We start from the raw sequence: 22,833 nt of genomic DNA, 5'->3' as shown, positions 1-22,833 counted from the left end.
ATCACGGCCGGTACGATCATCGCGAAGATTTCGCGTGAAGCGTACAAGACACGCGACATCACCGGCGGTCTGCCGCGAGTCGCCGAGTTGTTTGAAGCACGTCGTCCGAAGGATCCGGCTACGATCTCCGAGATCGACGGGTTCGTGCGGTTCGGTGAGATCAAGCGCGGCAAGCGCGAAGTGTTTGTGCGCCCGGCGAACGTGGACAGCGGCCAGTGGTTGGTCGATGAATCACAGCCGGAGCAGGTCTACGAAGTGCCGTCGGGTAAGCACCTGCGTGTTCACGAAGGTGACCGCGTGCGTGCCGGCGATCGTATCTCTGAAGGCCCGGTCAATCCGCACGACATTCTGCGCATCAAGGGACCGCGCGCGGTTCAGGAATATCTGCTGAACGAAGTGCAAGAGGTGTATCGCTTGCAGGGCGTGAAGATCAACGACAAGCACATTGGCGTGATCGTGAAGCAGATGTTGCAGAAGGTGCGCATCGTGGAGTCCGGCGATACCGAAATGCTCGAAGGCGAGCACGTCGATCGCGCCGCGTTCCGCCTTGGCAACGATGCGGCCAAGAAGGCGAAGATCCGTCCAGCAACGGCGGAACCGCTCCTCCTCGGCATCACGAAGGCCTCGCTTACCACGCAGTCGTTCGTGTCGGCGGCTTCCTTCCAGGAAACGACGCGCGTCCTCACCGATGCGGCCATTCGTGGCTCGCGCGACGACTTGCTCGGTCTCAAGGAGAACATCATCATCGGTCACCTCATCCCTGCCGGTACGGGTATGTACCGCTACCAGGAAGTGGATGTGGAATCGGATGCACTCCCCGAGCCGGAACCGTTGCCGGAAGCGCTGGAGCCGACCTTCGAAGCGTTGCTGCCGGTATTCGAGCCCAGCGCGTTTACGATGCCGGATCTCGAGTAGGCTTGCTTGAGGATACAGAAAGGGCGGGACCGAGAGGTCCCGCCCTTTCTGTTTGTACGCGTCGGAGGTCAGAGGTCAGCTGCTCAGAACTCTGATGTCTGCTTGTTTATAGTGTTCAGAATTCAGCAACGAGAGTGCACAGCGGCCGAGCGGTTTCCTAGTCGGGATTCTGCAGGCGCTGGCGCAGGCCGTACAGCAGCATCCGGATTTCGCGGCACTGGTCGATGAGCGGGTCGAGTTCGCGATCGAAGACACGAAGCGCCGGCGCAAGAGGCAGTTGCTGTTCGACTTCGTTCGCAGACCCGAACGCGTTCCCGAGAAATCTCGCGAAATCAACGCGTGTGTCTTTCCCCGCGCCCTCAGCGATGTGGAGAGGAATGGACATGGCTGCGCGCAGCATCTGATTGCGGAGCCCCGGCGACGCCTTGCCAATGAGACGTTCTCTCCGCTCCACGGCGCGATGGACGTGGACCGCCAATGCGCGCGCCCGGGTGAGTACCACCAGCTGATTTGGATTGTTCGCCATGGAGCCGAACGTCGCCAGTTCGGCGCAAACCACGTCACCAATTCATTGCACGCCGAACCATTCGCACCCACCACCAAATACTCGGCCGCTGTGCACTGTTGTTGCTGAATTCTGAACACTATAAGCACTTGGATGTCTGACCTCTGACCTTCTGACCTCTGACCTTCTGACCTTCTGACCTTCTGACCTTCTGACCTTCTGACCGCTGGGCATTCAAGTCAGTACTGCGGGTTTCCAGCCCCCCTCCTCCCCCGACTCACTTTCGCCGTATCCAGCCACGCATTCACTTGTCCCGCCGCCATCGGGTATGCCCGTTTCGGATCCGCCATCGGCGCCAGCGATTCTGACATGCGCGTGAATCGTCCATCCCGAACATCGGTGAAGATCGTGAGCACCACCACCGAATCGCCGCGCGTGCTGATCATGCCGCTCACGACGTAGTCGGCGCGCAGTCCCCAGCCCACGCTCATGCGGTCCGGCATGTTCCGCGTCGCGCGATCGGTGATCTCGTTCGGCACCACATCGTACTTGTCCGCCGGCAGCGCGGCCCGCACCTCGTGCGCCACTTCCCGTGTGGTGCCCGTGAACTCGCGCTTGCCGGTCGCGTTCGAGTAATTCGTCACGACAACCCGCACCCGTCCATCGGACGGAGGCGCCATCATCGGCGATACGGTCAGTGGCGCACGCGGCACGTCGACGCGCGCCGACGGCGGGAGGCGCATCATGGCGCTGTCCATGTGCAAGAGCGCGCGGGAGAGCGAGTCGGCGAAGATGCGCCCGACTTCAGCGATCAGCAGCTCGCGGTCGACCGACGTCGTCACGCCATTCGCGCTGCGCACGAAGATCCGCGTCTCGCTGTTCGGTGCGGACATGCCCGGAAGGGCAGCGGTCGGCGCGTCCGTCGCCGATGCGGCAGCACGGTGCGGTACGGTGGTGGCGGCCTGACGCCCGGTCACGGCGGCGGCGATCGCTAACGATTCGGCGCGGGTGAGAACGAGCGCGACCGCCAGCGAGTTGGCCCCATCGGTCAGATCGCGATACACCGTGTCCACCCGGGCTGCCCCCGTTTCCGGCGGCACCACCGACATCGCGCGCGCGCGATCCCCGCCCGGGCCCGCATCGCGCGCGTCCGGCATCGAATCGGCGGCGGCAAGCGCGCTGTCACGTCGCGCGCTCTGAATGCGTTGAGCGGTCACATAGGAGCCGACGGCGAGTACGAGACCGCCTACGAGCATCGCCGCGCGCGACCGCGACCGCGACCGCGACCGCGACCGCGAAAGCGACCACGAACGGCGGATCGGCAGGGCAGGGGCGCTCGACATGGGTGGCAGCGCTTCGAGTTCCCCCAACAACGCCCGCGCCGACACCGGTCGCTTGTTGGCGTCCTTCTCGAGGCAGTGCATGATCAGCCGAGAGAGCGGCTCGGGGATGTCGGCGTACGAGAGATGAGGTGCCATCGGCACCTGCGTGAGCTGCGCGGCGAGGGTGGCCTGCGGTGAGGTGCCGGAGAACGGGGAGCTGCCGGTCAGCAGCTCATAGGCCAGCAAACCCACCCCGTAAATGTCGACGCGGTGATCGGCTGCTGGGTCGGCCGCCAATTGTTCGGGTGCCATGTACGCCGGCGTCCCGATCGCCATGCCGGTCGTCGTGCTGCCGTGCACCGGAATCGACGCGCTGAGCGCCTTGGCCACACCGAAGTCGGTGACGAGGGCGTGCATCCCCAGCGTGAGAATGTTGTCGGGCTTGATGTCGCGATGCACGACGCCGCGTTCATGCGCATACGCCAGCGCATCGACGACGTCGTGAAGGATGCGGACGACATCACGCGGGGCGAGCCGCTTCGCCTGGTCCAACGTGCCGCGCAGCGATTCGCCCTCGATGTACGGCATGGAGAACCACAACAATCCATGGTCGTCGCCGGCGGCGAGCAGGGGCACGATGTGCGGATGCTGCAGTTGTGCCGCCAGTTGAATCTCACGACGGAAGCGCTCCACATTCAGGCCCGCCGCAAGCTCGGGCGGCAGCACCTTGACCACGACGCGGCGCCGCAGTGCGCGCTCCGTGGCCACGAAAACACGGGACATACCGGCGCCGCCGAGTTCCCGTTCGATCAGGAACTCGCCGTCGAGGGCGCGTTGGAGTCGGTCTTGGAAGTCGCTCACGGGTTACTCACGGAAAACCAATGGACCGGTGTGGTCACTGCGTGTCATCCTCCATTCTACTACCGGAGGTGACTCGGGACCTGATTGGCGCACCTTCCTACCCTCAGCTACGTTATCCCGGTCCCGCTGTTAAGACACCTGCATGAGCCGGTCGCGATGCCGGGGAGTTCCCAATGTTTACGTTGAAAAGTGTGCAAGCGATTCACCGGTGTGCTCGGCGACGTCTCCCGACGGCGATGTCCGCGACCGTGCTGCTGACCGGCGTGTCGTCGGGTTGCGCCACCCAGTCTGCCAGCACGAATGGAGACTTCGGCGGCAGCAGGGTGCAGACGGCCGTCCTTCAGAATACGCAGGGGGCGGCGACCGGGATCAATATGGTGTCGACCACCGACGTCAATAGCGCCCTGATCAACGCGCCGGTCGAGAAAGCCTGGATGGCGCTGCAGGAGGCTTACACGACACTCGGTATTCCCGTGACGGAGTTGAATCAGCAAACGCGGACGATCGGGAACAACACGTATCGCGTGCGGCGTCGGATCGGCGATGTGCCGACCATGCGCGCGCTGGACTGTGGCGGGGACTCGGGGATGCCCAACGCCGAAACGTACCAGCTGCTACTCACGGTAAAGTCCCGCATCATTCCCAACGATGCTGGCGGCAGCGTCGTCCAGAGCACACTCGAAGGCACGGGCAAGAATGCCACCACGGCCGCCAGCAGCGATGTGCGCTGCTCATCGATGGGAGTGCTGGAGAAGCGGATAGCGGACCTGGTCAAGGCCAAGGTCGCCGCCAAGTAGACCCCCACGACCCGGTTGACCCACCCGCCAGCCCGGACTAAGCTTAGGGTTCTGTTCCGTGCCGCCACAGCTCTCTGGTCTTATGGCTGCGGCGATCCACGTAGATGTCGGAGTTCGAACACCCGGCCGGCCAGGCCGTCCGGGCAACCATCCTAGAATGCCTACGATCAATCAGCTGGTCCGCCGCGCCCGAAAGGACGTGGTGGAGAAGTCCAAGGCGCCCGCGCTCAAGAGCAATCCATTCAAGCGTGGCGTGTGCACCCGCGTCTACACCACGACGCCCAAGAAGCCCAACTCGGCGCTGCGCAAAGTTGCGCGTGTTCGTCTCACGAACCAGCTCGAGGTGACGGCGTACATTCCCGGCGAAGGTCATAACCTGCAGGAGCACTCGATCGTGCTCGTGCGCGGTGGTCGTGTAAAGGACCTTCCCGGCGTGCGTTACCACATCGTTCGCGGCACGCTTGACGCATCGGGCGTCAACGGCCGTAACCAGAGCCGTTCGAAGTACGGCACCAAACGCCCCAAGAAGGGCGCCGCGGCTGCTGCAGCCGCCAAGGGAGGTAAAAAGAAGTGAGTCGCCGCAAAAGTGCAGTCAAGCGCACCATCCTTCCTGACGCCCGCTACGACAGCCAGACCGTCTCGAAGTTCATCAACAACCTGATGATTCAGGGTAAGAAGTCCACCGCCGAAGGCATCTTCTACGGCGCCATGGATATCGTCGAAGCCAAGACCAGTCAGCCGGGCGTGGGCGTGTTCAAGCAGGCCTTGAACAATCTCAAGCCGGTGGTCGAAGTGAAGAGCCGCCGTGTCGGTGGCGCCACGTACCAGGTGCCGGTCGAGGTCCGTCAGGATCGTCGTTCTGCCCTGGCCATGCGTTGGCTCATCGGGTACTCGCGCGATCGCAATGAGAAGTCGATGGCCGAGAAGCTGGCCGCCGAAGTACTCGCCGCGAGCCGTGGGGAAGGCAATGCGATCAAGAAAAAGGAAGACACCCATCGCATGGCCGAAGCCAACAAGGCATTCGCGCACTATCGCTGGTAGCACCAAGGTCGGGTCACACAGCCGGCACGATTATTTCAGCTGCCTCGGGATATCCCGGGGCAGTTGTCGTTTCAGCGTTGGCAATGTCACAGCGTCGGCCGCGATGTTTTGCTGACGGCACAAGGCGTTGCCCCCGTACCGTGGCCGCGTCAGCTTCATGTGGTGCGCCGCCTCACTGCCGAGGTCGCGAAACGGCAAACCCGACGGAAGTCGGGGACGCAAAGCTCCGGGGCTTACACGTGGTCCGCCACGTCAGCTGGCCGAGTTACCGAACGAACCCGCTCGCGGAGTAGCAGTGCTAGAACGTGCGATGTCGCACACCCGACTCCTCGCCCTTTCCGGGGCGATGCTCCTGTTGGCGTCCTGCCGGTCGGCCAACCCGACGACGGCGCTGGATGCCAACGCCGGTCGTCAGGTGTCCCTCGATGCGATGGTCTCCGGACCGTCAATGCGCAACGACGCCGCATCGCAACTGGCGGTGCTTCGCTATGCCAATCGCCTCCCTCGAATCGACTTCCCCACCGTCCGACCGGCGTGCCTGACCCAAGGTGAAGACTTCGGGTTGTGGACCGTGCGCTTCGACGGGTACGGCTGCGTGGCCGTTGAGGGCCACGGACGGCAGGCGTCGCTGGAGATGGGCCCCAAGGCCGCGCAGAAGAACTACATGACCCACGCGCCCATGGTGCTCGGGCCGACGTACGGGAGTCGCCTGGCGATGCATACCCGTCTCGAGACGACGGCCCAGCTGCGCAACGGCACCCCCAATCCATGGGAAGTGGCATGGGTGATCTGGCAGTACACCGACGACGAGCGCTTCTACTACTTCATCCCCAAGCCCAACGGCTGGGAACTCGGGAAGCGTGATCCGGCGTACCCCGGCGGACAGCGGTTCCTCGGCTCGGGCTCGGAGCAGACCTTCCCGATCGGGCGTACGTACGACGTCACCATTGTGCAGGTTGACGAAGCGATCGCGGTGTTCGTCGATGGTCATGAAATCGTGCGTCTCCGCGATCAGGAAAGCCCGTACCGGACGGGCCGCATCGGCATTTATGCCGAGGATGCGACGGTCAAGGTGCATTCGGTCCGGGCGCTCTAGGACACCGCAGCGATGCATTCGCCGGCTGCAAGATGACGCAGCCGTCACAGCACCGACGCCCGTCAGGGGACGGCGGGCACGCGGAACGGGACCGGCGATGTGAGGGTGGTGACGTTGCTGGGGTTTGTGACGTCTATCGCAGAACGTCACACCGCTGGTATTGTCAGGCATTCTCCATCCCGCAAATCGGCGGCCTCAGCCTGGGGTTGCCAGATCCCTCTGTGTGGATCCGATTCGTGGGGGTCCCTGTCCCCCGTTCCATTGCCGCTCCTCTCCGCATCTCCGGAGCCGTCGCGCCGTCGCGTTCGGGCATCGAGAGCGACCCTTGTGGTTGCGCTCGTCTGTCTGGCGGCGGCGTCGGCTCGCGCTCAGGGTACTCCCGCCGAGCGCTACGCTGCTGCCATGAATGTGGGCTACGCCGCGAAGACGCGCGGTGATACCGCTGCCGCCCGCGTGAGCTTCGAGCAGGCGATCGCCGCTGATACGAGTCAGTCGTTGCCGCGCATCGAGCTCGGATATCTCGCGCTGGCTGGCGGCGACCGTCCGCGAGCCGCCGATTTCCTTCGACAAGGCGTCGATCGTGATCCGTCGCGGCCGGAAGTCCATCGCCAGCTTGGCTACGTTTTGATCAGTCTGAAGCGAACGCGAGAGGCCATCACGGCGTTCGAGGGCATCGCCAAGACCGCGAGCGGTCTTACGCCGGTTGATCATCTTGCGCTCGGCTATCTGTACGACGACGTCGGTCGTGAGAAAAGTGCACTGGCGGCGTTCTCGGCGGCGTCGCTCGCGGACGACACCATCGTCTCGTTGCCCGCGCAGCGCGCGCTTCGTGTGAAACAAGGTCCCGGTACTGCGTACTTCTCCGAAGGCTATCTCGCGCCGTTCTACCAGACGCGATTCGCGAATACGATCGCGACCGGCTTCACGCGCCTCGGTATCGAGAGTGGCAGTTCGTGGGGGCACGCGGTCTATACCTCGCTGCGCGTGACCCGCGATTCGAAGTCGTCAGGCGGACTGCAGTCGCGCGTGCTCAGCGACAACGCGGCGATTCTGGCCGGTGGTGTGCGTGTGCGTCCGGCACGTGGTCCGATCTGGTTCTACGCCGAAGCGGGCGGTGCGCGGTCACTGCTTTCCGGCGCCAAAAACAGCTGGAGCCGCGACATCCGCGCCGGCGCGTACGTGATTCTCGCGCACGAGTTGCAGCTCGGCGACGGGTCAAACGTTCGACTGCTCACCGATCTCTCGGGTGACGTGAGCTGGTACGAACGATTCGACAAGAACGTCATCGGTTACCTGCAGTTGCGCGAAGGATTTCGCGTGGGATCACTCGCGACCAAGGCCGTCGATTTCTTCGCGCGCGGCTGGGTGGGCTACGACCGTCGCGCGGACTTCTTCAATCGCGCCGCTGAAATCGGCGGTGGTGTGGCGCTACGTCCCGGACACGGCTTCGTCTTTCTCGCTGAGGGCATCGCCGGTCGCTACATCATGGAGCCGCCCGCGGCGACGAACCGACGGTATCACGACTGGCGATTTACGGCGGTTTACGGTTGGCGCAAGCTCAAGCCGCTGCATGACCAATCGACGGGAGGCCGCCAATGACGAACTACGAAATGGCGATCGCGATCATCGCCGTATTTTATGTGATCTTCGCGCTCGACGATTTGTTCTTCGACTGCGTGTACTGGCTCGGCCGCATGTTCAACTGGTGGGAACGGCCGGTTGTGACCACCAACGAACTGAAGGACGTCAGCGAGTGGCGCATCGCGATCGTGACGCCGGCGTGGAAGGAGCAGGACGTGATCGCCCGCATGTTGATGTACAACCTGCCGCGCATCGACTATCAGCGGTACGACTACTGGATCGGCACGTATCAGAACGATCCGGAAACGCGCCGTGAGGTGGACAAGGTGCGCTCGGTTTATCCGAACGTGCGCAAGGTTGTCACCGAGAATGACGGACCGACGTCGAAGGCGGATTGCGTGAACGCGGTACTCGCCGCAATCGCCGAGCACGAGGCGCGGGCGGGACTTCGCTACGACCTGATCGTATTTCATGATGTCGAGGACTTGATTCATCCGCAGGAACTGCGGCTGCTCAACTGGTACTTTCGCGGCGAAGGCGCCGACTTCGTGCAGTTGCCGGTGCTCTCGACGCCGCCGTATTGGTACGACTTCGTGGCCGGCACGTACATCGACGAGTTCGCCGAGCAGTACACGAAGAACATGTTCGTGCGAGAAAAGGTGTGGGGCTTTGTGCCGTCGGCCGGTGTGGCCACCTGCGTGCGGCGCAGCGTGATCGATCAGCTGATGGATGAGCGTAACGGCGTGCCGTTCGCGATCAATTCCCTCACCGAGGATTACGACCTCGGACTCGGTCTCACGGTGCAAGGCCGCCCCACGCGCTATCTGCATCAATACGTGAAGTCGAGCGAAGAGCCGGGTGCTCCGGAAGAGCTGGTGGCCACGTGGGCGCCGTTTCCGCAGACGTTCAAAACGGCGGTGCGTCAGCGGACACGCTGGATGGCCGGTATCGTGTTCCAGGGATGGGAGCACTGGGGCTGGCCCACGGGGCTCAACTGGATTCTCGCACACGATCGTCGCGGACCGTTGGGATATCTCGTTGTGCTCGCAGGCTACATCCTGGTGGTGTATTCCGCGGGCTATCAGTGGATCAAGACGTTCAGTCGGCCGGAGCTTCCCGATCTCGTGCAGAACCCGTGGTTTCAGTGGCTTTTCTGGATCGGCTTCCTGTTCATGTTGAATCGTCTTCTCCAGCGCGCGCTGGCCACTGGCCGCTTGTACGGCTTCTGGCAGGCGATGCTGGCGATTTTCCGGACGCCGTTCAGTAATATCGTGAACCTGGTGGCTACGATGCGTGCGGCGTTGCAGTACACACGCTACCGGCGTACCGGTATCCCGATGAGCTGGGACAAGACCGAGCACTCGCTACCGCCGCAAGTCGGTGCGCAGATGCGACTCGGCGAACGGCTCATCGAAGAGCGCAAGCTCACGACGCAGCAGCTCGTGCTGGCGCTCAAGCAACAGCGAGAGCACGGCGGTCAGTTGGGGGCCATCCTGGTGCATCAGGGTGTCGTCTCACGTGACGACATTGAAGTCATCGTCAAGAGCACGAAATCATGAGCACTGCGCGCTGGCTCACTCCAATGCGTGGCGGGATGCGCGCCATTGACCCCACCGACCCGCCACATGTGCTGGCGATCGTAGGGACGCGCCCCGAAGTGATCAAGATGGCGCCGGTGGTGCGCGCGATCCGCGAACGCGGTCGCATGCGCGTGACGTTAGTGTCCACCGGTCAGCATCGCGAGCTGCTCGCGCGCGCCTTCGACGATGTCGGCATTCAGCCTGACATCGCGCTGACGTTGATGACCACCAACCAGACGCCGAGCGAGTTCGTATCGCGCTGTATTACGGCGCTGGACGAGGTGATGGTGCAGTCGAAGGCGGCGGTGGTGTTGGTGCAGGGCGACACAAGCAGTGCGATAGCGGGCGCGATGGCCGCGACTTGGCGGTCGATCCCCGTGGGGCACGTGGAAGCGGGACTGCGCTCCTTCAACTTTCAGGAGCCGTTTCCCGAGGAGTTCCACCGACGCGTTGTGGGGGTGGCCTCGCAGTGGCATTTCACACCGACGCCGGAAAGCCGCGACAACCTTCTTCGGGAAGGGGTGCCGATGCACCGCATCTTCGTTACCGGCAACACGATCGTGGATGCGGTGCGACAAATGGACATTGCACAGCCGTACGAGAATCCCGCACTCACTGCGCTGGGTGACGGGCGGGTGGCGCTGGTGACGGCGCACCGGCGCGAGAATCATGGGGCGGCCATGCGGGACATCGCGCGGGCCATTCGCCGTTTGGTCGACGCCGTGCCGGATCTGCAGGTGGTGCTTCCGCTCCATCCGAATCCGAACGTGCGGGGCATGTTCGTGGAGACGCTGGGAACCACCCCCCGCGTCATACTGACGGAACCGCTGGCCTATCGCGACCTGCTCAAGCTGATGCACCGCAGCACGCTCATTCTCTCGGATTCCGGAGGACTCCAGGAGGAGGCGCCTTCGATGGGTCGCCCGATCTTGATCCTACGCGAGCGCACCGAGCGTCCGGAAGTGGTGCAGGTGGGGGCGGGCATTCTTGTTGGCACCGACCCGGATCTGATTGTGAAGGAGGCCTTGAGCATCCTGTGTGATCCGGTGGTCTACCAGCGAATGGTGTCGGGCCCGAACCCCTTCGGCGACGGCAGGGCCGGTGACCGCATTTCCGAGATATTGGAGTCGGCTCTGGTCGAGGAGCATGACAGGTCGTCGGTGGAGATGGTGATCTGAAAACGGTAGACACCGATCCGGCAACGAATGGTTGAGTTCGTCATGGACAGTGTTGTTGCGTAGTGGCAGCAGACGCCGAGTTGTTGTAGTGTTGTTGCAACAGCCCCGTAGGGCGATTTGGTGTCGAAAGCCCCGAAAACACGAACTACACGACGGAAGCGCCTGTTTATGGTTGAGTTCGCCATATGGCATGGCTTATGCACCAGTCCGGTGCAAGAAGTAGTCGTACCCGTCCCGTTTTTGAGAGTGTCTTATGCGCGTTCTTGAGACTATCCGTCGTTTGCTGCTGCCCACACTTGCTGTGGGTACCGTGCTGGTAGCCGCGCCGCTGTCGGCGCAGCCGATCACGTTCTCGGATCTTGGTTACGAGAGCCCGGTCAATCAGAACTTTCTGGCCGGCAGTCAGGACAACTGGAACAGCCACGTTTGCAATTGGAACGGGCAGACGATTGCCAGCCCGTATCGGCAGATGAACTGGTCTGGGTTCGCGGCGCTTGATCTGCGGGACTATCTGTACTCGGATCGCCAGCAGACGGCGGGTCGTTGTTTTGTAAACGGCCGCGTGAATCCCCCGCCGGCCGCCACGAAGCTCTACAACATTTCGGACGATCAGAGCTACACCGGATACCAGGGCCAGCTCTCGCAGTTCGCCTCGCGGAGCGGCACCAACGTGTTGGCCATTTCCGGCGGGACGACGGCTCGCTTTTTCCGCACCGAGAATTTCAATCTCGCGTCGATGCTCCTCGGGGCCGGCTGGGGTAACGTCTCGACGCTGCGCGTAACGGGGCTGCTCGGCGGGGTACAGCAGTGGTCCAACGACCTCAGCTTTCTCGGCACATCGGGAGCGGCGAGCACGCTCCTCGGCGCGAACATGAACATCAACGAGATCCTGTTCACCGCGACGTACTCCAACGCGCTTGACAGTTACGATCCGTACGGCACACGGGACGAGCAAGGCAGCGGCGGGTACGGCATCAACAACCCGTCGCGTTACGCCACGTTTTGGGTGGACAACATCGTGCTACGCGCGCCGATCACCACCGTCCCCGAGCCGGGCACCTGGGCGCTGATGGCGACTGGCTTGGCCGGACTGGCCTTCGCGGCCCGTCGTCGCCGGAAGAGCTAGCCGCTCGCTGCGACGAACCTCGCGTGCGCCGCTCGGCATTTCCGGGCGGCGCGCGCGTTGTGTACAGGGCGCGGCGGGACGAGGACCGGATAAGGACTATTGGTCACAGTATTTCCGGCGCCTGGAGCGGGTTGACATCCTCGCCAACGTCCACCATGTTAGGGGTCTGCCACGAAACGCCTTCTACGGGTGCCTGCGGCAGACAGTAGTACCGTACCACTATCTCGGCGATCTGCGGCCGAGAGCCCTATGGGCCACCTCTCGAGGTGGGGGCGTGACGCGAAGGGCGCGGAGCACTGCAGCCCAGGACTGAACGCACGCTGTACCGGCTTCGGCGTCTGAGACGTTCCGAGGCTCCCGAAAAGCAACGCAGCCAATTTAACGTTGGTCACGGAGTCAGCTGTTCTCTGTAACCGGCGCGCTTGGGTCCCCACTCGTGCACCAGCGGCGAGCACACCCGGCGGCAGCGGATGGATACCGGTCTCGCGCAAAGGCGAGGCGACAGGTCCAGCCGTTTTTTTGCTGGTCCACTTCTCGTCAAAGATAGGCGCCGCGTAAGCGAGCCGCCGCCGAAAACTATGCCGCGTACGACCCCGCTCGAGCACTATCGCAACATCGGCATCATGGCCCACATCGATGCTGGTAAGACCACGACCACTGAGCGCATCCTCTACTACACGGGGAAGTCGCACAAGATTGGCGAAGTCCATGACGGCGCAGCCACCATGGACTGGATGGAGCAGGAGCAGGAGCGTGGCATCACGATCACGTCAGCCGCGACAACCTGCTTTTGGCAGCGCCATGGGCAGAGTGACGCGAAGGGCGACGGCCCCGAGTATCGCATCAACATTATCGACACGCCGGGCCACGTAGATTTCACCGTCGAAGTGCAGCGCTCGCTGCGCGTGCTCGACGGCGCCGTTACGCTGCTCGACTCGGTCGCCGGCGTGGAGCCGCAGACGGAGACGGTGTGGCGCCAGGCCGACGGCTATGCCGTGCCGCGCATGATCTTCGCGAACAAGATGGATCGCGTCGGCGCCAACTTCGAGCGCTGCGTTGCCATGATTCACGACCGGCTGTCCAAGAGCGCTCAGCCGCTTCAGCTTCCCGTGGGTTCGGGCGAGCTGTTCACCGGTCACCTCGACGTCATCGAACGCAAGCAGTACATCTTCGACGACCAGACGCTCGGCAAGACGTTCACGGTCACGGATATTCCGGCCGAGTTCCATGACGCCGTGGAAGCGGCGCGTCACAAGCTCATCGACACGGTCGTGGAATACGACGCGGTGTTGATGGAGAAATACCTCGCCGGTGAAGAACTCACGGTGGACGAGATCCGCAGCGCCATTCGTACGGCCACCTGTGCGGGCAAGTTCATTCCGATTCTTTGCGGCGCTTCGTTCAAGAACAAGGGTGTCCAGGCGCTGCTCGATGCCGTCATCGACTTCCTGCCCGCGCCGCTCGACGTGCCCGCGATCAAGGGGCATCTCCCGCACAACGACGAGACCTTCGTCGAGTGCCCGGTCACCGACGACGCGCCGTTTGCCGGCCTCGCGTTCAAGATCGCGACCGACCCGTTCGTTGGAAAGCTGACGTTCTTCCGCTGCTACTCGGGTGTGCTGACGTCGGGTTCGTACGTCTACAACAGCACGAAGGACAAGCGTGAGCGCGTCGGCCGTCTGCTGCAGATGCACGCCAACAAGCGTGAGGAAATCCAGGAAGTGCGTTGCGGCGACATCGCGGCAGCAATCGGCCTCAAGGACACGCGCACCGGCGACACGATGTGCACGGAAGACGCGCCGATCATCCTCGAAGCGATGAAGTTCCCGGCCCCCGTCATCGACGTCGCCATCGAGCCGAAGACCAAAGCGGACCAGGACAAGCTGGCGATCGCCTTGCAGAAGCTGGCCGAAGAAGATCCGACCTTCCGCGTGCGCTCCGACCCGGAAACGGGCCAGACGATTATCGCCGGCATGGGCGAGCTGCACCTCGAGATCATCGTCGATCGGATGCGGCGCGAGTTCAAGGTCGACGCGAACGTGGGTCGCCCGCAGGTGGCCTATCGCGAGACGATCAAGAAGCGCGTGGAAAAGATCGAAGGCAAGTTCATCCGCCAGTCGGGTGGTAAGGGTCAGTACGGCCATGTGGTCATCAACATGGAGCCGAGTGAGCCGGGTCAGGGCTTCGTCTTCGAAGACAAGGTCGTCGGTGGTGTGATTCCGCGTGAATTCATCGGCCCGACCGAAGCGGGTATCAAGGAAGCGCTGGAAACGGGCGTGCTCGCGGGCTACCCGGTGGTGGACATCAAGGTGCAGCTGGTGTACGGCTCGTACCACGATGTCGACTCGTCCGAAATGGCGTTCAAGATCGCTGGCTCGATGGCATTCAAGGAAGCGGCGCGTCTCGCGCATCCGTGTCTCCTTGAGCCGGTGATGAATGTCGAGGTCGTGTGCCCGGAAGCGTACATGGGCGACGTCCTCGGTGACCTGTCCTCGCGTCGCGGCAAGATCGGCGGCATGACCCAGCGCGGCGAGGCGCAGGTAATCTCGGCAAGTGTTCCTCTTTCCGAGATGTTCGGTTACTCGACCAAGCTGCGCAGCATGTCGCAAGGGCGAGCGGTCTACTCGATGGAGTTCGCGCTTTACGAGGAAGTGCCGAAGTCGAAGGCCGAAGAGATCATCAGCAAGGTGAAGGCGTAAGCCTCACCCACTCATTCACTACCCAATTACAAGAACCGAACCATGGGCAAGGCAAAGTTCGAGCGGAACAAGCCGCACGTGAACGTGGGAACGATCGGCCACGTCGACCACGGCAAGACGACGACGACGGCTGCTCTCACGAAGATCTCGGCGCAAAGCTTCGGCACGAAGTACATCCCGTATGACGAAGTCGCCAAGGCGTCCGAGTCGCAGGGGCGCCGTGACTCCACGAAGATCATGACGATCGCCACGTCGCACGTTGAGTACGAGACGGCGAACCGTCACTACGCGCACGTTGATTGCCCAGGACACGCCGATTATGTGAAGAACATGATCACGGGTGCTGCGCAGATGGACGGCGCGATCCTGGTCGTGTCCGCGGTCGACGGTCCGATGCCGCAGACGCGTGAGCACATCCTCCTGGCCCGCCAGGTGAACGTGCCCTCCGTCTTGGTCTTCCTGAACAAGTGCGACCTCGTCGACGACGAAGAGCTCCTCGACCTGGTCGAGCTCGAAGTCCGGGAGTTGTTGTCGAAGTACAACTATCCTGGTGACGACGCCCCGGTAATCCGTGGCTCGGCCATCAACGCCATCAACGGCGACCCGAAGTGGGTGGCCGAGTTCATGAAGTTGTTCGAAGCGCTCGACTCGTACATTCCGCAGCCGCTTCGTGAAGTCGACAAGCCGTTCCTCCTCCCGGTCGAAGACGTGTTCTCGATCACGGGTCGTGGCACGGTGGCGACGGGACGTATCGAGCGCGGCATCGTGAAGGTCGGCGAAGAAGTGCAGGTCGTCGGTTACAACAGCGACCGCAAGACGATCGTCACGGGCGTCGAAATGTTTCGCAAGCTGCTGGACGAAGGTCAGGCCGGTGACAACGTCGGACTGCTCCTGCGCGGCATCGACAAGAAGGAAATCGAGCGCGGCATGGTGTTGGCCAAGCCGAACTCGATCAAGCCGCACACGAAGTTTCTGGCCGAGGTGTACGTCCTCACGAAGGAAGAGGGTGGCCGCCACACGCCGTTCTTCAAGGGCTACCGTCCGCAGTTCTACTTCCGCACGACGGACGTGACGGGCACCATCGAGCTTCCCGAAGGGATGGAGATGGTGATGCCGGGCGACAACATCCAGATGACGATCGAGCTCATTATCCCGATCGCGATGGAAGAGTCTATCCGCTTCGCCATCCGCGAGGGTGGTCGTACGGTCGGCGCCGGCGTCGTCACCAAGATCCTCGCCTAATCAGAAACATCAGGTGTGCCGTGGCCGGTTCGCATGAATCGGCCACTGTATACCCGGTGGATCTCTACCAGGAATTCAGATGGCTGGCCGCATTCGTATTCGCCTCAAGGCTTTTGACCACGCCGTGATCGACCAGGCGTCGGCAGATATCGTTCGCACCGCCGAAAAGACGGGCGCGTCGGTCTCGGGACCGATCCCGCTTCCCACGAAGACGCAGCGTTGGACGGTCCTTCGCTCGCCGCACGTGGACAAGAAGTCGCGCGAGCAGTTCGAACTGAAGACGCACAAGCGTGTGATCGATATTCTCGATTCGCGTCCTGGAACCGTGGACGCGCTGACGAAGCTCGATCTCCCGGCTGGTGTCGACGTCGAAATCAAGGTCGAGTAGTTCCCCGCAGGATGCAGGTGCAGGGTGAGTACAGAGGGCATCGCATAGGGCGTTGTCCTCCTCAGTCCAACGGTGTGGATCGCAGGATCCCCCGCGACTCGTACGGAGCAGATTTTTCATGATCGGCATTATCGGCAAGAAGCTGGGGATGACCCAGCTGTTCAACGAGCAGGGGCAGCAAGTGCCTTGCACCGTGGTGGAGGCCACGCCCAATCCCGTCGTGAAGGTGATGACGCAGGAGAAGGCGGGGTTTGCCGCGGTGGAGCTCGGCTACGGCGCGCAGCGCGTCGCACGCGAAAACAAGAAGGGTGAGCGGACACCGCGCGGACGTCGCGCGACGCAGGCAGAAATCGGACATGCGAAGAAGGCGGGGCTTGATGCCCCGCCTGCCGTGCTCCGTAGTTTCCGCCTCGACGACGCCCCGGGCAAGGATCCCGAGGTCCCTACGTACACGGTGGGTGATACGATCACGGTCGGCATCTTCGCGCCGGGCGAGAAGGTGAAGGTCGAAGGCACGTCGAAGGGCCGTGGATTCCAGGGCGTGGTGAAGCGCCATGGCTTCCATGGTGGACCGAACACGCACGGTAACACCAAGCACCGCAAGCCCGGCTCGATCGGCGCGGGTACCGACCCGTCGCGCGTTATCAAGGGCAAGAAGATGCCGGGCCAGTACGGCAACGTCCGTCACACGGTCATCGGCATTCGCATCGAGAAGATCGATGCTGAGCGCAACCTTATTTATCTGCGCGGCAGCGTGGCGGGGCCGACGAACGGCATCGTCTTCGTGCGGAAGCAGAGCTGATCATGACCACGGAAACTCAGACCTTTCAGGCGCCTGTGTTCTCGGCGCAGGGCAAGCAGGGCGGTACTCGCCAGCTGCCCGAAGGCATGTTCGACGGCACGGTGAATGTGCCGGTCATGCACCAGGCGGTGAAGGCGTTTCTTGCCAACCGTCGTCAGGGCACGGCCAAAACGAAGACGCGCGGTGAAGTGACCGGCGGTAACCAGAAGCCGTGGAAGCAGAAGGGTACCGGTCGCGCCCGTCAGGGCTCGATTCGCGCGCCGAACTGGCCGGGCGGTGGTACCGTGTTCGGTCCGCAGCCGCGGAGCTACACGCAGATCGTGCCGAAGCAGGTCCGTGCGCTGGCGCGCAAGAGCGCGCTGAATGCCCGTGCCCGTGAGAATGCGGTCGTGCTGGTGGACGCGCTGACCTACAGCGCTCCCAAGACGAAGTCGATTCTCAGTCTGTTCGACTCGCTGGGCGTGGCGGGGAAGAAGGTGCTGCTCCTCACCGACGGCGTGAAGCCGAACGTGTACCTGAGCGCCCGCAACCTCGCGCACGCGCATGTGATGCCGTTCAGCGATGTGAGCACGTATCACATCCTGTGGTGCGATGTGGTCGTGATCGAATCGTCGGCACTGACCCAGACTCCGGCGGAGGGTTAAACGATGGCGACGATTCATCGCACGATCATGCGTCCGATCATCACTGAGCGCAGCTCGGCTGCGTATCAGGATCGCGGCGAGTACACGTTTGAAGTGGCGCCCGACGCCAACAAGTATTCCATCAAGGCGGCCGTCGAGCAGCTGTTCGGCGTGAAGGTGACTGGCGTCTGGACGTCGAATGCGCGTGGCAAGTCGCGTCGCGTCGGCCAGTCGATCGGCCGTCGTCCACATACCAAGAAGGCGATAGTGACGCTGCGCGACGGCGACACCATTGCGATTTTCGAGGGCTGATTCGCATGGGTATTCGTCAATTCAAGCCGGTCAGCAAGGGCTCGCGCTTCCGCTCGGTCTCGGATTTTGCCGAGATCACGCGTTCGACGCCTGAGAAGTCGCTGGTCGAGCCTCTCCCGAGGTCGGGTGGCCGCGACAATCACGGTCACATCTCCATGCGCCGCATCGGCGGTGGACACAAGCGGATGTACCGCATTATCGATTTCAAGCGCAACAAGCACGGCATGCCGGCGGTTGTGAAGGAAATCGAGTACGATCCGAATCGCTCGGCGCGTATTGCGCTGGTCGAGTACACGGACGGCGAGAAGCGGTACATTTTGCATCCGAAGGGGCTCAAGCAGGGTGACACGATCGTGTCGGGTCCGGGAAGCGATTTCCGCGTCGGCAACGCGATGCCGCTGAAGGAAGTGCCGCTCGGGACGCAGGTGCACAACATCGAGCTGAAGATCGGCAAGGGCGGCCAGATGTCGCGCTCGGCCGGCGCCTTTGCCCAAGTGGTGGCGAAGGAAGGCGACTATGTGACCCTTCGTATGGGCAGCACCGAAATGCGCTTGGTGCACGGCAACTGCAGCGCGACAATCGGCGAAGTCGGCAACGCGTCGCATGAGCTGCAGTCGCATGGCAAGGCGGGTAAGAGCCGCTGGCTCGGCAAGCGTCCGAAGGTCCGTGGTGAAGTGATGAACCCGGTGGATCACCCGCACGGTGGACGCACGCGCGGCGGCCGGAACGTGGTCAGCCCGTGGGGCAAGCCCGAGGGCGTCAAGACGCGCAATAAGAAGAAGGCTTCAACGCGTCTCATCGTGCGCGGCCGCAAGCGCGGCCGGGCGACGCAGTAACCGCCAGGCGAATCGAGAACCTATATGTCCAGAAGCATTAAGAAGGGTCCGTTCGTCGCTGAGCGCCTCGAAGCTAAGGTGATCGCCATGAGCGCGCGCAACGAGAAGAAAGTGGTGAAGACGTGGTCTCGGGCGAGCACGATTCTGCCGGAGTTCGTCGGCCACACGTTCGCGGTGCACAACGGAAACAAGTTCATTCCGGTGTACGTGACGGAAAACATGGTCGGTCATAAGCTCGGCGAATTCTCGCCGACGCGGTTGTTCCGTGGACACGCGGGACAGAAGACCGACTCCAAGAAGCCCGCTGGCAAGGGAGGCAAGTAATCCATGGCCAAGGCTTTGAAGACCGGCACTGAGGCCCGTGCGATTCAGCGCACGGCGCGTCAGTCTCCGTATAAGATGCGGCTGGTCATCGACCAGATCCGCGGTCAGCGCGTGAACGACGCGTTGGCGATTCTCAAGTTCTCGAAGAAGGGCGCGGCCAAGCAGATCGAGAAGACGCTGGCTAGTGCCGTCGCGAACGCTGAGCAGGCGGCCCGTGCCGCCAACACGTCGCTGGACGTCGACGCGCTGGTGATCACGAAGGCTATCGTGAACGAGGGTCCGAAGCTGAAGCGTTGGACGCCGGCGGCCATGGGTCGTGCGACGCCGATGCTGAAGCGGACGAGCCACATCGAGATTATCGTGGCGGAGGCGGTGCGCTAATGGGACAAAAGACCAATCCGATCGGGTTTCGCCTCGGTGTCACGAAGAACTGGCGCTCGACCTGGTACGCGAACAAAGAGATGCCGGCGCTGCTGAAGGAAGACGCGCTGCTGCGGAAGTACCTGAAGGCTCGTCTCGAGAATGCGGCCATTTCGGACGTGACGATCGAGCGCAAGCCGGGCAAGGTGGTGGTGACGATTCACACCGGTCGTCCGGGCGTGGTGATCGGTAAGAAGGGCGCGGAAGTCGACAAGCTGCGTGACGAGCTGGGACAGCTCACGGGCAAGGAAGTCGGTATCAACGTCGAAGAGATCAAGCGTCCTGAGGTCGAGGCGCAACTGGTGGCCGACAACATCGCGGCACAGCTGTCGCAGCGTATCTCGTTCCGTCGCGCCATGAAACGCGCGGTGCAGAGCGCGATGCGGATGGGCGCGCTGGGCATCAAGGTGAAGGCCGGTGGCCGTCTGGGCGGTGCCGAAATCGCGCGAACGGAAGGGTACATGGAAGGCCGGGTGCCCCTTCACACACTGCGCGCCGACATCAATTACGCCACGAGCACGGCGAAGACCACGTATGGCACCATTGGTGTCAAGGTGTGGATCTTCAAGGGTGAGATCGTGGAAGATCGTCGCGGCAAGACCTACTCGACCGGCAACTGAGGAACTAAGAGATGCTGAGTCCGAAGCGGGTCAAGTTCCGCAAGATGTTCAAGGGCCGCATGACCGGGCTCGCGCACCGTGGGTCGGAGGTGTCGTTTGGCACCTTCGGGTTGCAGGCGCTGGAGCCGGCTTGGGTCACGAGCCGTCAGATCGAAGCGTGCCGCGTCGCGATGACGCGTCACATCAAGCGTGGCGGTAAAGTGTGGATCCGGATTTTCCCGGATAAGCCGATCACGAAGAAGCCGGCCGAAACGCGCATGGGTAAGGGCAAAGGATCGCCCGAAATGTGGGTGGCGGTGGTGAAGCCGGGCCGAGTGATGTTCGAGATCGAAGGTGTGACGCGGGAACTCGCCGAGACGGCGATGGGCCTGGCCGCCGCGAAGCTCGGCGTGAAGACCAAGTTCGTTGCCCGTGAGGAGGCGGTGACCGAATGAAGAGTGAAGAGATCCGCGCGCTGGCGGAAAACGACCTGGTGGCCCGTATCGCTGAACTCGAGGAGGAGCGTTTCCGCCTCAAGTTCCGGAGCGGCACCGAAGCGCTGGAAGAGCCGCTGCGGTTGCGCAGCATCCGCAGGGACATTGCGCGCCTCAAGACGGTGCAGCGCGAGCGTCAGCTCGCGACGCGTGGCCGCTAACCGGAATCCGATCGATGGCTGAGATGAATAACACGAGCGCCACGCAGAATGGCGCCTCCGACCGGACCGCACGCAAGCTGCGTACGGGGTTGGTCGTGAGCGATAAGATGGACAAGACGGTGGTGGTGCGCATCGACCGACGCATGCCTCACCCCCAGTATGGCAAGATGGTGACGCGGACCCGCAAGCTGAAAGCACACGACGAGGAGAACTCGGCGAAGCTCGGCGATCTGGTCCGCATCATGGAGACCCGGCCCTTGTCGAAGGACAAGCGGTGGCGCGTGGTCGAGATCGTCGAACGCGCGCGCTAAGGGGAATTAAACCATGATTCAGCAGGAATCGGTCGTGAAGGTCGCGGACAACAGTGGCGCCAAGCGTGCCCTGGTGATCCGTGTGCTGGGCGGCACGCGCCGTCGCTATGCGGGCCTGGGTGACCGGGTCATCGTGGCGGTGAAAGACGCGCTGCCGAACGGCACCGTGAAGAAGTCCGACGTGGCCAAGGCCGTGGTGGTTCGTACGGTCAAGGAAACGCGTCGCAAGGACGGCAGCTACATCCGTTTCGATGAGAATGCGGTCGTCATCATCAACGACAACGGCGAGCCAAAGGCAACCCGTATCTTCGGTCCCGTGGCGCGCGAGCTCCGCGAGAAGCGGTACATGAAGATTGTGTCGCTGGCGCCTGAGGTGATCTGAGATGCGTAAGAACGTGTACTACAAGACGGACCGTGGGCAGCGCCTCGGCGCTGGCCGCCACGCGCTGAAGGCCTCGCGCGAGGTGATCCACGTGACGAAGGGTGATACCGTCCGCGTGATGCGCGGCGACGACAAGGGGAAAGAAGGGAAGGTCCTTCTGGTATACCCCAAGACCGGCCGCATCAAGGTGGAAGGTATCAATATCGTGAAGAAGCACCGCAAGGCGCGCACGGCGGAAGAGACGAGCGGCATCATCGAGATGGCCGCGCCCTTCCACGCGTCGAACGTGATGCTGCTCGATTCGAAAACCGGCAAGCCGACGCGCATGAAGAAGCGCCTCGACACCGACGGTACGAAGGAGCGCGTCGGCGTCAAGAGCGGTGAAGTAATCCCCCGCGCGCGCTGACCGGAGCATAGCATATGGCGACCAAGGAAAAGGCCGGCGGAAAGGCCGGCGCGAAGGCAGGTGGCAAGGGTTCCGCGAAGGGCGGAGCGGGAGCCAAGGGCGGAGCGGGAGCCAAAGGTGGCGGCGCGGCCGCGAAGGGGAAGGGCGGCAAGTCGGGCAAGGCTGGACAGCCGCGCCAGGCCGTCGATTTCACCAAGCGCGACCATGCGGGTGCGGGACTGCCGGTGGCGGCGCCGCGTCTGCAGGCGCATTACGTGAACGTCGTACGCGAGGTATTAGCCACGCAGTTCGGCTTCACGAACGGACATCAGATTCCGTCGCTCTCGAAGATCGTGGTGAACTGCGGTGTCGGTGAAGCGGTGAAGCAGCCGAAGCTGCTCGACGTGGTGGTCGAGGAGCTGGCGCTGATCACGGGTCAGAAGCCGGTGCGTCGCAAGGCGAAGAAGTCGATCTCGAATTTCGGTCTGCGTGAAGGGCAGGAAATCGGTGCGTCGGTGACGCTCCGTGGCTCGAAGATGTGGGAGTTCCTCGACCGATTTGTGTCGGTGGCCTGCCCGCGTATCCGCGATTTCCGCGGCCTCGGCACGAAGTCGTTCGACGGTCGTGGCAATTACACGATCGGCATCAAGGAGCAGATGATCTTCCCGGAGATCAACTACGACATGGTGGAGCAGATTCACGGCATGGACATCACGTTCGTGACGACGGCGGAGAAAGACGCGCACGCGATGGCGCTTCTGCATCAGCTGGGTATGCCGTTCCGCGGCGACGACAAGCCGGTCATTCCCAAGGTGGCGCAGCCGGCGGCCACTGCGGCCGCCGCCTAATCCGG

General features: G+C 62.9%; 26 protein-coding genes, 1 pseudogene and 1 riboswitch. Of the genes and pseudogenes, 25 read left to right on the top strand and 2 right to left on the bottom strand.

Annotated features, from left to right (window positions below; translation table 11 throughout):
- Nucleotides 1-915 (top strand): annotated as a pseudogene (locus ACLL97_RS07055) (DNA-directed RNA polymerase subunit beta'); the annotation flags it as partial.
- Nucleotides 916-1,072: 157 nt separating this feature from the next.
- On the opposite strand, the gene ACLL97_RS07050 reads toward ACLL97_RS07055, so the two are convergent.
- Entirely contained in the window at nt 1,073-1,441 is a 369-nt protein-coding gene (locus ACLL97_RS07050) for a four helix bundle protein (protein ID WP_411279764.1), read from the bottom strand.
- A gap of 218 nt (nt 1,442-1,659) precedes the next feature.
- Nucleotides 1,660-3,603, bottom strand: coding sequence for a serine/threonine-protein kinase (locus ACLL97_RS07045; protein WP_411279763.1), 1,944 nt, complete (start codon nt 3,601-3,603; stop codon nt 1,660-1,662).
- Between the two features lie 236 nt (nt 3,604-3,839).
- Here ACLL97_RS07045 and ACLL97_RS07040 point away from each other — a divergent pair, with 236 nt between their 5' ends.
- The 24 genes from ACLL97_RS07040 (at nt 3,840) to rplE (ending at nt 22,828) form a co-directional block, all read left to right on the top strand.
- Nucleotides 3,840-4,400 (top strand): hypothetical protein, encoded by a 561-nt coding sequence (locus ACLL97_RS07040; RefSeq protein ID WP_411279762.1) that lies wholly within the window; start codon nt 3,840-3,842, stop codon nt 4,398-4,400.
- Nucleotides 4,401-4,557: 157 nt separating this feature from the next.
- A complete protein-coding gene (gene rpsL, locus ACLL97_RS07035; protein ID WP_171225350.1) occupies nt 4,558-4,974 on the top strand; it encodes a 30S ribosomal protein S12 in 417 nt (138 codons plus the stop codon).
- On the top strand, nt 4,971-5,441 hold the full coding sequence (gene rpsG, locus ACLL97_RS07030) for a 30S ribosomal protein S7 (protein WP_171225349.1): 471 nt from the start codon (nt 4,971-4,973) through the stop codon (nt 5,439-5,441). Before rpsL ends, rpsG begins: the two co-directional genes overlap by 4 nt.
- A 183-nt stretch (nt 5,442-5,624) precedes the next feature.
- A riboswitch (cyclic di-GMP riboswitch) is annotated at nt 5,625-5,714 on the top strand.
- Nucleotides 5,715-5,751: 37 nt separating this feature from the next.
- Complete coding sequence (locus tag ACLL97_RS07025; protein ID WP_411279761.1) at nt 5,752-6,537, top strand: calcium-binding protein; 786 nt, start codon at nt 5,752-5,754, stop codon at nt 6,535-6,537.
- Between the two features lie 327 nt (nt 6,538-6,864).
- A complete protein-coding gene (locus ACLL97_RS07020; RefSeq protein WP_411279760.1) occupies nt 6,865-8,136 on the top strand; it encodes a hypothetical protein in 1,272 nt (423 codons plus the stop codon).
- Complete coding sequence (locus tag ACLL97_RS07015) at nt 8,133-9,677, top strand: glycosyltransferase (RefSeq protein WP_411279759.1); 1,545 nt, start codon at nt 8,133-8,135, stop codon at nt 9,675-9,677. Before ACLL97_RS07020 ends, ACLL97_RS07015 begins: the two co-directional genes overlap by 4 nt.
- Entirely contained in the window at nt 9,674-10,876 is a 1,203-nt protein-coding gene (gene wecB, locus ACLL97_RS07010) for a non-hydrolyzing UDP-N-acetylglucosamine 2-epimerase (RefSeq protein ID WP_411279758.1), read from the top strand. Before ACLL97_RS07015 ends, wecB begins: the two co-directional genes overlap by 4 nt.
- A gap of 253 nt (nt 10,877-11,129) precedes the next feature.
- A complete protein-coding gene (locus ACLL97_RS07005) occupies nt 11,130-12,002 on the top strand; it encodes a PEP-CTERM sorting domain-containing protein (protein ID WP_411279757.1) in 873 nt (290 codons plus the stop codon).
- A 578-nt stretch (nt 12,003-12,580) separates the two neighbouring features.
- Nucleotides 12,581-14,701, top strand: a complete 2,121-nt coding sequence (gene fusA / locus ACLL97_RS07000) for an elongation factor G (RefSeq protein WP_411279756.1) — start codon at nt 12,581-12,583, stop codon at nt 14,699-14,701.
- 42 nt (nt 14,702-14,743) lie between these two features.
- Nucleotides 14,744-15,943 carry an elongation factor Tu gene (gene tuf, locus ACLL97_RS06995; protein ID WP_411279755.1) on the top strand — a complete coding sequence of 400 codons (1,200 nt, stop codon included), beginning with the start codon at nt 14,744-14,746 and terminating at the stop codon, nt 15,941-15,943.
- A gap of 79 nt (nt 15,944-16,022) precedes the next feature.
- Nucleotides 16,023-16,331 carry a 30S ribosomal protein S10 gene (gene rpsJ, locus ACLL97_RS06990; RefSeq protein WP_171225342.1) on the top strand — a complete coding sequence of 103 codons (309 nt, stop codon included), beginning with the start codon at nt 16,023-16,025 and terminating at the stop codon, nt 16,329-16,331.
- 118 nt (nt 16,332-16,449) lie between these two features.
- Complete coding sequence (rplC, locus tag ACLL97_RS06985; protein WP_411279754.1) at nt 16,450-17,133, top strand: 50S ribosomal protein L3; 684 nt, start codon at nt 16,450-16,452, stop codon at nt 17,131-17,133.
- A 2-nt stretch (nt 17,134-17,135) separates the two neighbouring features.
- Nucleotides 17,136-17,777, top strand: coding sequence for a 50S ribosomal protein L4 (rplD, locus tag ACLL97_RS06980; RefSeq protein WP_411279753.1), 642 nt, complete (start codon nt 17,136-17,138; stop codon nt 17,775-17,777).
- 3 nt (nt 17,778-17,780) lie between these two features.
- The gene (locus tag ACLL97_RS06975; protein ID WP_373062409.1) at nt 17,781-18,068 is read left to right on the top strand and encodes a 50S ribosomal protein L23; all 288 of its coding nucleotides are present in this window, start codon (nt 17,781-17,783) and stop codon (nt 18,066-18,068) included.
- A 5-nt stretch (nt 18,069-18,073) separates the two neighbouring features.
- Nucleotides 18,074-18,904 carry a 50S ribosomal protein L2 gene (gene rplB / locus ACLL97_RS06970; RefSeq protein WP_411279752.1) on the top strand — a complete coding sequence of 277 codons (831 nt, stop codon included), beginning with the start codon at nt 18,074-18,076 and terminating at the stop codon, nt 18,902-18,904.
- Nucleotides 18,905-18,928: 24 nt separating this feature from the next.
- Nucleotides 18,929-19,228 (top strand): 30S ribosomal protein S19, encoded by a 300-nt coding sequence (rpsS, locus tag ACLL97_RS06965; RefSeq protein ID WP_411279751.1) that lies wholly within the window; start codon nt 18,929-18,931, stop codon nt 19,226-19,228.
- A 3-nt stretch (nt 19,229-19,231) separates the two neighbouring features.
- Nucleotides 19,232-19,609: a 50S ribosomal protein L22 gene (gene rplV, locus ACLL97_RS06960; RefSeq protein ID WP_396220428.1), complete on the top strand. Its 378-nt coding sequence runs from the start codon at nt 19,232-19,234 to the stop codon at nt 19,607-19,609.
- The gene (rpsC, locus tag ACLL97_RS06955; protein WP_373062417.1) at nt 19,609-20,268 is read left to right on the top strand and encodes a 30S ribosomal protein S3; all 660 of its coding nucleotides are present in this window, start codon (nt 19,609-19,611) and stop codon (nt 20,266-20,268) included. The genes rplV and rpsC overlap by 1 nt, the downstream gene beginning before the upstream one ends.
- Nucleotides 20,269-20,279: 11 nt before the next feature.
- Nucleotides 20,280-20,702 (top strand): 50S ribosomal protein L16, encoded by a 423-nt coding sequence (rplP, locus tag ACLL97_RS06950; RefSeq protein ID WP_171225334.1) that lies wholly within the window; start codon nt 20,280-20,282, stop codon nt 20,700-20,702.
- Nucleotides 20,699-20,902: a 50S ribosomal protein L29 gene (gene rpmC / locus ACLL97_RS06945; protein ID WP_309672956.1), complete on the top strand. Its 204-nt coding sequence runs from the start codon at nt 20,699-20,701 to the stop codon at nt 20,900-20,902. Before rplP ends, rpmC begins: the two co-directional genes overlap by 4 nt.
- Before the next feature lie 14 nt (nt 20,903-20,916).
- Nucleotides 20,917-21,213 (top strand): 30S ribosomal protein S17, encoded by a 297-nt coding sequence (gene rpsQ / locus ACLL97_RS06940; RefSeq protein WP_411279750.1) that lies wholly within the window; start codon nt 20,917-20,919, stop codon nt 21,211-21,213.
- 13 nt (nt 21,214-21,226) lie between these two features.
- Nucleotides 21,227-21,595, top strand: a complete 369-nt coding sequence (gene rplN / locus ACLL97_RS06935) for a 50S ribosomal protein L14 (RefSeq protein ID WP_373062421.1) — start codon at nt 21,227-21,229, stop codon at nt 21,593-21,595.
- Nucleotides 21,596-21,680: 85 nt separating this feature from the next.
- Nucleotides 21,681-22,001 (top strand): 50S ribosomal protein L24, encoded by a 321-nt coding sequence (gene rplX / locus ACLL97_RS06930; protein WP_411279768.1) that lies wholly within the window; start codon nt 21,681-21,683, stop codon nt 21,999-22,001.
- Between the two features lie 218 nt (nt 22,002-22,219).
- Nucleotides 22,220-22,828: a 50S ribosomal protein L5 gene (gene rplE, locus ACLL97_RS06925; RefSeq protein ID WP_411279767.1), complete on the top strand. Its 609-nt coding sequence runs from the start codon at nt 22,220-22,222 to the stop codon at nt 22,826-22,828.
- The last annotated feature ends 5 nt before the right edge of the window (nt 22,829-22,833 follow it).

Source organism: Gemmatimonas sp., assembly GCF_046594945.1.
GTDB lineage: Bacteria > Gemmatimonadota > Gemmatimonadetes > Gemmatimonadales > Gemmatimonadaceae > Gemmatimonas.
This window is presented reverse-complemented; position numbering and strand designations above follow the sequence as displayed.

Coding starts and splice junctions, on each gene's coding strand:
- fusA (WP_411279756.1), top strand. CDS start 12,581: ATGCCGCGTACGACCCCGCTCGAGCACTATCGCAACATCGGCATCATG.
- ACLL97_RS07005 (WP_411279757.1), top strand. CDS start 11,130: ATGCGCGTTCTTGAGACTATCCGTCGTTTGCTGCTGCCCACACTTGCT.
- rplB (WP_411279752.1), top strand. CDS start 18,074: ATGGGTATTCGTCAATTCAAGCCGGTCAGCAAGGGCTCGCGCTTCCGC.
- rplN (WP_373062421.1), top strand. CDS start 21,227: ATGATTCAGCAGGAATCGGTCGTGAAGGTCGCGGACAACAGTGGCGCC.
- rpsC (WP_373062417.1), top strand. CDS start 19,609: ATGGGACAAAAGACCAATCCGATCGGGTTTCGCCTCGGTGTCACGAAG.
- wecB (WP_411279758.1), top strand. CDS start 9,674: ATGAGCACTGCGCGCTGGCTCACTCCAATGCGTGGCGGGATGCGCGCC.
- ACLL97_RS07050 (WP_411279764.1), bottom strand. CDS start 1,441: ATGGCGAACAATCCAAATCAGCTGGTGGTACTCACCCGGGCGCGCGCA.
- rpsQ (WP_411279750.1), top strand. CDS start 20,917: ATGGCTGAGATGAATAACACGAGCGCCACGCAGAATGGCGCCTCCGAC.
- rplC (WP_411279754.1), top strand. CDS start 16,450: ATGATCGGCATTATCGGCAAGAAGCTGGGGATGACCCAGCTGTTCAAC.
- rplV (WP_396220428.1), top strand. CDS start 19,232: ATGGCCAAGGCTTTGAAGACCGGCACTGAGGCCCGTGCGATTCAGCGC.
- rpmC (WP_309672956.1), top strand. CDS start 20,699: ATGAAGAGTGAAGAGATCCGCGCGCTGGCGGAAAACGACCTGGTGGCC.
- ACLL97_RS06975 (WP_373062409.1), top strand. CDS start 17,781: ATGGCGACGATTCATCGCACGATCATGCGTCCGATCATCACTGAGCGC.
- rplD (WP_411279753.1), top strand. CDS start 17,136: ATGACCACGGAAACTCAGACCTTTCAGGCGCCTGTGTTCTCGGCGCAG.
- tuf (WP_411279755.1), top strand. CDS start 14,744: ATGGGCAAGGCAAAGTTCGAGCGGAACAAGCCGCACGTGAACGTGGGA.
- rplP (WP_171225334.1), top strand. CDS start 20,280: ATGCTGAGTCCGAAGCGGGTCAAGTTCCGCAAGATGTTCAAGGGCCGC.
- ACLL97_RS07040 (WP_411279762.1), top strand. CDS start 3,840: ATGTCCGCGACCGTGCTGCTGACCGGCGTGTCGTCGGGTTGCGCCACC.
- ACLL97_RS07025 (WP_411279761.1), top strand. CDS start 5,752: ATGTCGCACACCCGACTCCTCGCCCTTTCCGGGGCGATGCTCCTGTTG.
- rpsJ (WP_171225342.1), top strand. CDS start 16,023: ATGGCTGGCCGCATTCGTATTCGCCTCAAGGCTTTTGACCACGCCGTG.
- rpsL (WP_171225350.1), top strand. CDS start 4,558: ATGCCTACGATCAATCAGCTGGTCCGCCGCGCCCGAAAGGACGTGGTG.
- ACLL97_RS07015 (WP_411279759.1), top strand. CDS start 8,133: ATGACGAACTACGAAATGGCGATCGCGATCATCGCCGTATTTTATGTG.
- rpsS (WP_411279751.1), top strand. CDS start 18,929: ATGTCCAGAAGCATTAAGAAGGGTCCGTTCGTCGCTGAGCGCCTCGAA.